The organism is Haloferula sp. BvORR071 (genome assembly GCF_000739615.1).
Lineage (GTDB): Bacteria > Verrucomicrobiota > Verrucomicrobiia > Verrucomicrobiales > Akkermansiaceae > Haloferula.
The window spans coordinates 118,666-126,082 of sequence record NZ_BATP01000045.1 but is presented as its reverse complement, the minus strand read 5'-3'; the positions used below and the strand labels follow the sequence as shown (position 1 = coordinate 126,082).

The 7,417-nt window shown below is 62.9% G+C and carries 8 protein-coding genes; 6 read left to right on the top strand and 2 right to left on the bottom strand.

The annotated features are described in order from the left end of the window. The 4 genes from BV071_RS23940 to BV071_RS23930 form a co-directional block, all read left to right on the top strand. On the top strand, nucleotides 1-589 hold a 589-nt coding region (locus BV071_RS23940; RefSeq protein WP_035612455.1), incomplete at its 5' end, for a S1C family serine protease. Nucleotides 590-609: 20 nt separating this feature from the next. After that, nucleotides 610-963, top strand: coding sequence for a cupin domain-containing protein (locus tag BV071_RS23935; RefSeq protein ID WP_265594801.1), 354 nt, complete (start codon nucleotides 610-612; stop codon nucleotides 961-963). 18 nt (nucleotides 964-981) lie between these two features. Beyond that, nucleotides 982-1,107: a hypothetical protein gene (locus BV071_RS35675; RefSeq protein ID WP_265594800.1), complete on the top strand. Its 126-nt coding sequence runs from the start codon at nucleotides 982-984 to the stop codon at nucleotides 1,105-1,107. A 32-nt stretch (nucleotides 1,108-1,139) separates the two neighbouring features. Further along, complete coding sequence (locus BV071_RS23930; RefSeq protein ID WP_343123408.1) at nucleotides 1,140-2,456, top strand: sulfatase; 1,317 nt, start codon at nucleotides 1,140-1,142, stop codon at nucleotides 2,454-2,456. Nucleotides 2,457-2,598: 142 nt separating this feature from the next. Here the strand turns inward: BV071_RS23930 and BV071_RS33590 are convergent, their stop codons facing one another. Continuing rightward, entirely contained in the window at nucleotides 2,599-2,970 is a 372-nt protein-coding gene (locus tag BV071_RS33590) for a VOC family protein (RefSeq protein WP_052573815.1), read from the bottom strand. After that, entirely contained in the window at nucleotides 2,970-4,043 is a 1,074-nt protein-coding gene (gene recF, locus BV071_RS23920) for a DNA replication and repair protein RecF (protein ID WP_035612453.1), read from the bottom strand. Before recF ends, BV071_RS33590 begins: the two co-directional genes overlap by 1 nt. Nucleotides 4,044-4,214: 171 nt before the next feature. Between recF and hisS the strand changes: the two genes are divergently transcribed. Then, nucleotides 4,215-5,510, top strand: a complete 1,296-nt coding sequence (hisS, locus tag BV071_RS23915; RefSeq protein WP_035612450.1) for a histidine--tRNA ligase — start codon at nucleotides 4,215-4,217, stop codon at nucleotides 5,508-5,510. Between the two features lie 54 nt (nucleotides 5,511-5,564). Further along, a complete protein-coding gene (gene aspS / locus BV071_RS23910; protein ID WP_035612446.1) occupies nucleotides 5,565-7,379 on the top strand; it encodes an aspartate--tRNA ligase in 1,815 nt (604 codons plus the stop codon). Nucleotides 7,380-7,417: the final 38 nt, after the last annotated feature.

The following is a 7,417-nucleotide window of genomic DNA, read 5'->3' as shown; positions in this document are numbered from 1 at the left end:
CCGGGTCTCGGGCCCGCCGGGCCAAGTCCTGCCCCTGGCGGCCAAGGTCAGCGTGGAAGCCAGCTCACAGCTCCAGGTCATGAGCGGCGGCAGCGGTCGCGCGAGCGGCTGGCTCAAGCAGGTGAACGGCAAGATGCTGCCGCTCTCGCTGCTGAAGATCGACTACACCGGCAATGTCCCGCCGACCGGGACGCCCCTGCTGGATGGGACGGGGGCCGTCGTCGCAATCGCTTTCCAAGCAGCGGGGCCAAAGGCTGGCTATGCAATCCCTGCCGACGTGGTGAAGCGCGTGGTCGAGGATGTCCAAGGCAGTGGCAAGGTCTCGCGGGGCTGGATCGGCCTGAAATTGCTGCCACAAACGGTCACTCCGGAAGTCCGGGGCGTTCAGGAAGGCTCGCCTTCGGATCGCGCCGGAATCCAAACCGGAGATGTGCTGCTCTCGGTAGGCACACGGCCGCTGGCCGACTATGCCGATGCGGTGAATGCATTTTACTTCCTGCGCCCGGGAGTCCCCTCCCCCGTGAAGCTGAAGCGCGACGGGAAGGAGATTTCAGTTTCCCTGACGCCAGTGGAGCGTGGCGGGGAATAAATGGCACCTCGATTCCTGCCTTGAACTCGCAGTTTCCAAGCGGCCGGATGGTGGAGATGCGGAAAGGAAGACTGGGGGAACACGAGAAAGGTAGGCCCGGTGAGGAATCCTTCATCCCCCGCGTTCAAGGGCACGACTTCGAACTGGAAGAGATCATCTCCCGCGGCGCGGCAAGCCCGGAGGGCTTCTGGTATGATCAGGAGCGCAACGAATGGGTCTTGCTGGCCAAGGGCGAAGCGATCCTGCGCTTCGAAGACGAGGGTGTCATGGAGATGAAGGCCGGCGATCACGTGCTGATCCCTGCCGGCAAGCGCCACCGGGTGGAGTCCACCTCCGTGGATGCGGTGTGGGTGGCATTGCACTTCCGGGGCTGAAGCGATAGGTTGTGCCCCATGAAGGGACGCATGCCCTATCCCGCGAATGTGGAGCTGATGCTTTTAGTTGTCATCGGCGTCGCTTGGGGTGCTTTCAAGATTTTTGGGGCTTGGGTCTGGCTGGTCGAAAAGATCTTCGAATGAAGGCGCGCATGAAGGTTCTTTGGGTGATCCTGATGGCGATGGGGCACGCGGCAGCAGCGGAAGAGCGAAAGCCGAACATCCTGTTGCTGTATGCGGATGACTGGCGGCACGACACGCTAGGCTGTGCGGGCAATCCGGTGCTGAAGACGCCGCGGCTGGATGCGCTGGCGTCGGAGGGGCTGCGCTTCACGCATGCCTGCGTGACAACTTCGATCTGTGGGGTAAGCCGAGCTTCTCTTTTGACCGGCCAGTGGATGTCGCGGCATGGCAACCGGAGCTTTGAGATGTTCAAGACTCCGTGGTCCGAGACCTTTCCTGCCCTGCTGCGGCAGGACGGCTACTGGACCGGGCATGTGGGGAAGTGGCACTGCGGGAAGTTCCCGGTGGATGGCTTCGACTTCGGCCGGGCTTACAGCGGGAAGCATTGGCTGAAGGGCGATGATGGGAAGCCGGTGCATGTGACGGCGAAGAATGAGCAGGATGCGCTGGAGTTCCTGCGAGAGCGACCGAAGGACAAACCCTTCTGCTTGACCGTCGCATTCTTCGCGACACACGCGGAGGATGAGAACCCCTTGCAATATCTGCCGCAGCCGGAGAGCACGGGACTGTATGCGGATACTAGGATTCCCGTACCTGCGACCGCCACCGCGGAAGCCTTCGGGAAACTGCCCGCCTTTCTCCAGAACCCGAAGAACGAAGGCCGGGCGCGCTGGGGCTGGCGCTTCGATACGCCGGAGAAATACCAGGCGATGATGAAAAACTACTACCGCATGGCCACGGAGGTGGACACCACTTGCGGGCGGGTGATGGACGAGCTGAAGGCCCAAGGGCTATATGAGGACACGCTGGTGGTCTTCACGGGCGACAATGGTTACTTCCACGGCGAGCATGGCCTGGCGGACAAATGGTATCCCTATGAGGAAAGCATCCGCGTGCCGCTGATCGTGAAGGATGCAAGGATTCCTGCGGAGCGCCGGGGGAAGACGGACGATCGTTTGGTCCTGAATGTAGACCTGGCCGAAACCCTGCTCACCGCCGCAGGAGCCAAGGTGCCGGAGACGATGCAGGGCAAGGACATCTCCCCGCTCTATGCTGGCGGTGGGGAATGGCGCGAGGGTTTCTACTACGAGCACCCGACCATCACGAGCAAAGAGCGCATTCCGAGTTCACAAGCGTGGGTGACGAAGGAAGCGAAGTTCATCCTCTGGCCGGAGTATGGGGTCGAGGAGTTTTTTGATCTGAGGAAGGATCCGGGGGAGGTGGAGAACCGGATCGGGGATGAGGAGTGGAAGGATGAGATCGGGAAGATGCGGGGATTGGTGGAGGAGTGGGGTGGGAGGGTGAGGTGATATGGAGTGCTGCGGCACAACGCAGCTTTGGCTCCGGGTAGATGCCGCTGTGGTTGAAGGTCACGGATTGGTGGAGAGCATGTCCTCACCAAGCCAAAGCGGCGTCGTGCCGCGCGCACTCCATAAGGCCACCCGTGCCGCATCACGCGCCCACCGCCGGGGCCACGAGCTCCACCAAGTGACCGTCCCGATCCCGGACGACGGCGCGGCGACCCCATTCGGAGTCCGCGGGAGCGGTGACGACCTCGGTCCCCGTCTCTAGGAGCGCTGAAAGGATCGCATCCACGTTGTACACCCGAAAGCCGATCCGCGTGCCGGTGGTAGGAGTGGACTTTGCGCCGAGCGGATAGATCTCGAAGACCATGCCGCTGTTCTCTGAAGCGTAGTGCTCCGGACCAGAGCCATGCTTGTGGAGAGTAAAGGACAGGCCGAGGCGGCGATAGAACTCCGCCGCTCGGTGGATATCCGGCGAACGCAAGACAACGAGATTGAGACGAGGCTGCGAAGAGGACATCAGGTATTTGTGGTGACCTCCCCTGCCCTCACGGAGTAACGCGCCATTCCTCCAAGTCCATGCGCTTCCTCCAGCCAGCCGAGATGGGTGGTGGTGATCCACTTCTGGGCGGCGGAGGGCAGGGCGTGGAGCACGGCATTGCGACGACCGGGGTCGAGTTCGCCAAAGACGTCGTCGATAAGATAGACGGGCAGGCTGTCACGGACGGCGGCGAGGGTTTCGCCTTGGGCCAGCTTGAGGGCGAGGGCGAGGGTTCGCTGCTGGCCTTCGCTGGCGAACTCGGCGGCGACGAGGCCATTGATGGAGAGCAGGAGTTCATCGCGGTGCGGGCCGACGAAGCTCTGGCGCTGACGGCGCTCGCGCTCGCGGGCCTGCTCCATCGCGGCGCGCAGGCAGTGCCCGCCAGCGGGACGGTATTCGAGTTCGAGCAGTTCCTCCCGGCCGCTGACCTGGCGCTGGGCGGTGGCGGCGCGGGGCAGGAGTTGGGCGACGATCCGATCGCGGGCGGCGACGAGGAGGTCGCCTTCAGTGATCATGACCTCCTCGTAAGAGCGGATCTCTTCCTCACGGGGGCGCGGGTCCTTGAGCAGGAGGTTTTTGGCCTTCAGGGCACGGCGGTAGCGGGCGAGGGCGCTGCGGTAGCCGGGCTCGATCTGGGAGCCGACGAAATCGAGGTAGCGGCGGCGGCCCTCGGCGGGGCCGCGGACCAGATCGAGGTCCTCATTGCCCATCCAGACCAGCAGCCCGCCATCGGCGAGGTAGGCGCCGGGGCCATCCCGCTCCTCGCCATCGGCGGAAAGCTGCAGACCGCCCGCTTGCCAGCGCACCCGGCGTTCCATCCCCCATGCCTCCCCCGCAATCCCGAAACCTCCCCCCGAGGGGGTCCCCATCCGGGTCAAGGCTGGCATCCGGCGGGTGCGGGGCGAATGCAGGCGGACCAGCAGGCAGACAGCCTCCAGAATCGAGGTTTTGCCTTGGGCATTGTCCCCGGTGAAAACCGCACCAGCCGCTGGAATCTCCAGCCCGAGGCCGGAAAAGCAGCGGAAATCAACGGCGCGGAGGGTTCTGAGCATGAAGAAGTTTGCTGGTTTTCAGGGTTCAGTTCTCAGGGAAAGGCACTTGGGGTGGCGCGCGGACAGTTTCTCCGGCTGTTCCTGAAAACTGGAAACTGAAAACTAGCAAACTTTACCGGCTGCTTCTGCCCTTGAAATGCCGGATTCGCCGTGCATCCTCCCCGCCCGCTCATGGCAGCTCCTCGTCTCCAAGCACTTCCCGGTTTCCGCGACTTTCTCCCGAAAGACACCGCGGTCCGGAACTATTTGTTCGAGACATGGCGCTCGGTAGCACGCCGCTACGGCTTCGTGGAATACGAGACGCCGCTGCTGGAGGACACCGCGCTGTATCTGAAGAAATCCGGCGGGGAGTTGAACTCGCAGCTTTTCCGTTTCGAGGACCAAGGTGGCCGAGACGTGACCTTGCGGCCAGAGGTGACCCCCTCGATGGCGCGCTTGGTCGCCCAGCACCAGCGGGATTTCCCGAAGCCGCTGAAGTGGTTCGAGATCGGCCAGTGCTTCCGCTTTGAGCGGCCGCAGAAGGGCCGCGGCCGCGAGTTCTTCCAGTTCAACGTGGACCTCCTCGGCGAAGCCGGTCCAACCGCCGATGCTGAGCTGATCGCGCTGGCGATCGATACGATGCTTACTTTCGGGTTCGAGAAGGGCGACTTCATCGTGCGCATCTCCGACCGGCAGGCATGGGTGAACTTCGCCACGCAGCGCGGGGTGAAGGAGGAGAACATCACCGATTTCCTGCAGATCATCGACAAGCTGGAGCGCGACAAGCCGGAGGCGACCGAGCAGAAGCTCGCGACCTTGGGTCTGAGCAGCGCCGATGTGAATGCCTTCATTGCGAATCCGGAGAATGCTTCGGAGGCCTTTGAGACCATTCGCGGAGAACTGACAGCCCGCGGCATGGGCGATTTCCTGTCGCTGGATCTCTCGATTGTACGAGGACTGGCGTACTACACCGGCGTGGTCTTCGAAGTCTTCGACTCGAAGAAGTCGATGCGCGCCATCGCTGGCGGAGGTCGCTACGACACGCTGGTTGAAACGATCTCCGACGGTGCCGTCTCTATGCCCGCCACGGGCTTCGCGATGGGTGACTACGTGATCCGCAATCTCATCGAAGAGACCGCGCAGCCGAACCTTCTGATGTCCGCATGGATGCAGCGCAATGCTGCCGCCTGCGAGGTCTACGTCGTGATCGCCGATGATTCAAAGCGCCCCCAGGCCCTGGAGGTTCTTGCTGACCTCCGCAACGCCGGGATTTCCTGCGACATCCCTCTCGCCCCGGCGAAGGTGAACAAGCAATTCCAGAGTGCCGAGAAGTGCGGTGCCCGCTTCGCCCTCGTCATCGGCAGCGAATGGCCGGAGCTCAAGCTCAAGGCCCTCTCCTCCCGGAGCGAGGAAACCTGCCATGTCCTCAACCTCGCCGATTGGATGAAGGACCGCCTCAAGGAACCCGACGGCCCGCTACTCGCCTGATTTTCTGCCTTTTTACTGATCACCGCTCACTGAGCACCTTCCACTTTTTGACCCATGCGCACGCATCATTGCAACGAACTCCGCTCCTCGCACGTCGGTGAAACTGTCACCTTGATCGGCTGGGTGAATACCGTGCGCGACCAAGGCGGCGTGATCTTCGTGGACCTCCGTGACCGCGAGGGCGTGACCCAGTGCGTCTTCCGTCCGGAGGAAAGCCCAGAGGCCGCGACTGCCAGCCACAAGCTGCGCGATGAGGACGTGATCCAAGTCGTCGGCACCGTCGCGGCCCGCCTGAAGACCGACACCGTGGACACTACCAACGACAAGCTGGCCACGGGCCAGATTGAAGTCGTGGCCAAGCAACTGGTGATGGTGAACAAGGCGGAAGTGCTCCCCTTCCAGCTCGACAAGGAGCTTTCCAACGAGGACCTGCGCATGCGCTACCGCTACCTGGACATCCGCCGCCCGCGGATGACCCACAACCTGCGCACGCGCCACCGCGTGACCAAGACCACGCGCGACTATCTCGACGAGCAGGGCTTCTGCGAGGTCGAAACTCCGATCCTTTCCAAGTCCACGCCGGAAGGTGCGCGCGACTTCCTGGTGCCCTCCCGCTTGCAGCCGGGCTCCTTCTACGCGCTGCCGCAAGCACCGCAGCAGTACAAGCAGCTACTGATGGTCGGCGGCTTGGAGAAATACTTCCAGATCGCCAAGTGCTTCCGCGATGAGGACCTGCGCGCCGACCGCCAGCCGGAGTTCACGCAGATCGATATCGAGGCCTCCTTCGTCGAGCAGGAAGACATCATCAAGCTCGTCGAAGGGCTGATTGGCCGGATCTTCAAGGAAGCCCGTGGCGCGGAGATCCCGGCGAACTTCGACCGCATCACTTGGCGTGAGGCGATGGATGTCTATGGCTCCGACAAGCCGGACCGCCGTTTCGGCCTGAACTTCGTCGACCTCTCGGAAGAGCTGAAGGACTGCGAATTCCGCGTTTTCTCCGGTGCGGTGGCCGCTGGTGGCGTGGTGAAGGCAATCAATGCCAAGGGCTTCGCCGACATCTCCACCGGCCAGATCGACAAGCTGACCAAGCTCGCCCAAGCCGCCGGGGCCAAGGGTCTTGCCTACATCCAGGCACGCGGCGATGACCGCGAGTCCTGGCGCTCGCCTTTCGTGAAGCGCATGACGGATGCGGAAGTGGAGGCGCTGCGCAGCAAGCTCAACATCCAAGCTGGCGACCTGATCCTCTTCGCCGCGGACCAGTGGGAACCTGCCTGCGACGTGCTCGGCCGCGTCCGCTTGGAATGCGCGGACATGCAGAATCTCTTGGAAGGGAACGAAGAGCTGAACTTCCTCTGGGTCACCGAATTCCCGCTGCTGGCCTTCGACGAAGAATCCGGCCGCTACGTCGCCGTGCACCACCCCTTCACCCGCCCGCTCAAGGAAGACGAGGAGAAGCTGCTCAAGGGCGAGCTCTCCACGGATCTCCGCGCGCAAGCCTACGACGTCGTGCTGAATGGCACCGAACTCGGTGGCGGCTCGATCCGGATCCACGAGGCGCCCCTGCAGGCCGCGATGTTCAAGGCGCTCGGTATCTCCGATGAAACCGCCGCGGAAGAGTTCGGCCACATTCTTGATGCCTTCCGCTTCGGTGCACCGCCGCACGGTGGCCTGGCCCTCGGTCTCGACCGCTTGGTCATGCTGATCTGCAATGAGCAGTCGATCCGTGAGGTCATGGCCTTTCCGAAGAACAACAAGGGCAGCGACTTGATGAGCCAGTCCCCTGCTGAGGTGGATCCCAAGCAGCTCCGCGACCTGCGCATCCAGGTGCAGAAGAAGCCGGTGGCAGTGGTTACTGCGCCACAAGGATAATCACCCGCGACAATTCTAATCGGAAACGGCTCGCAGGA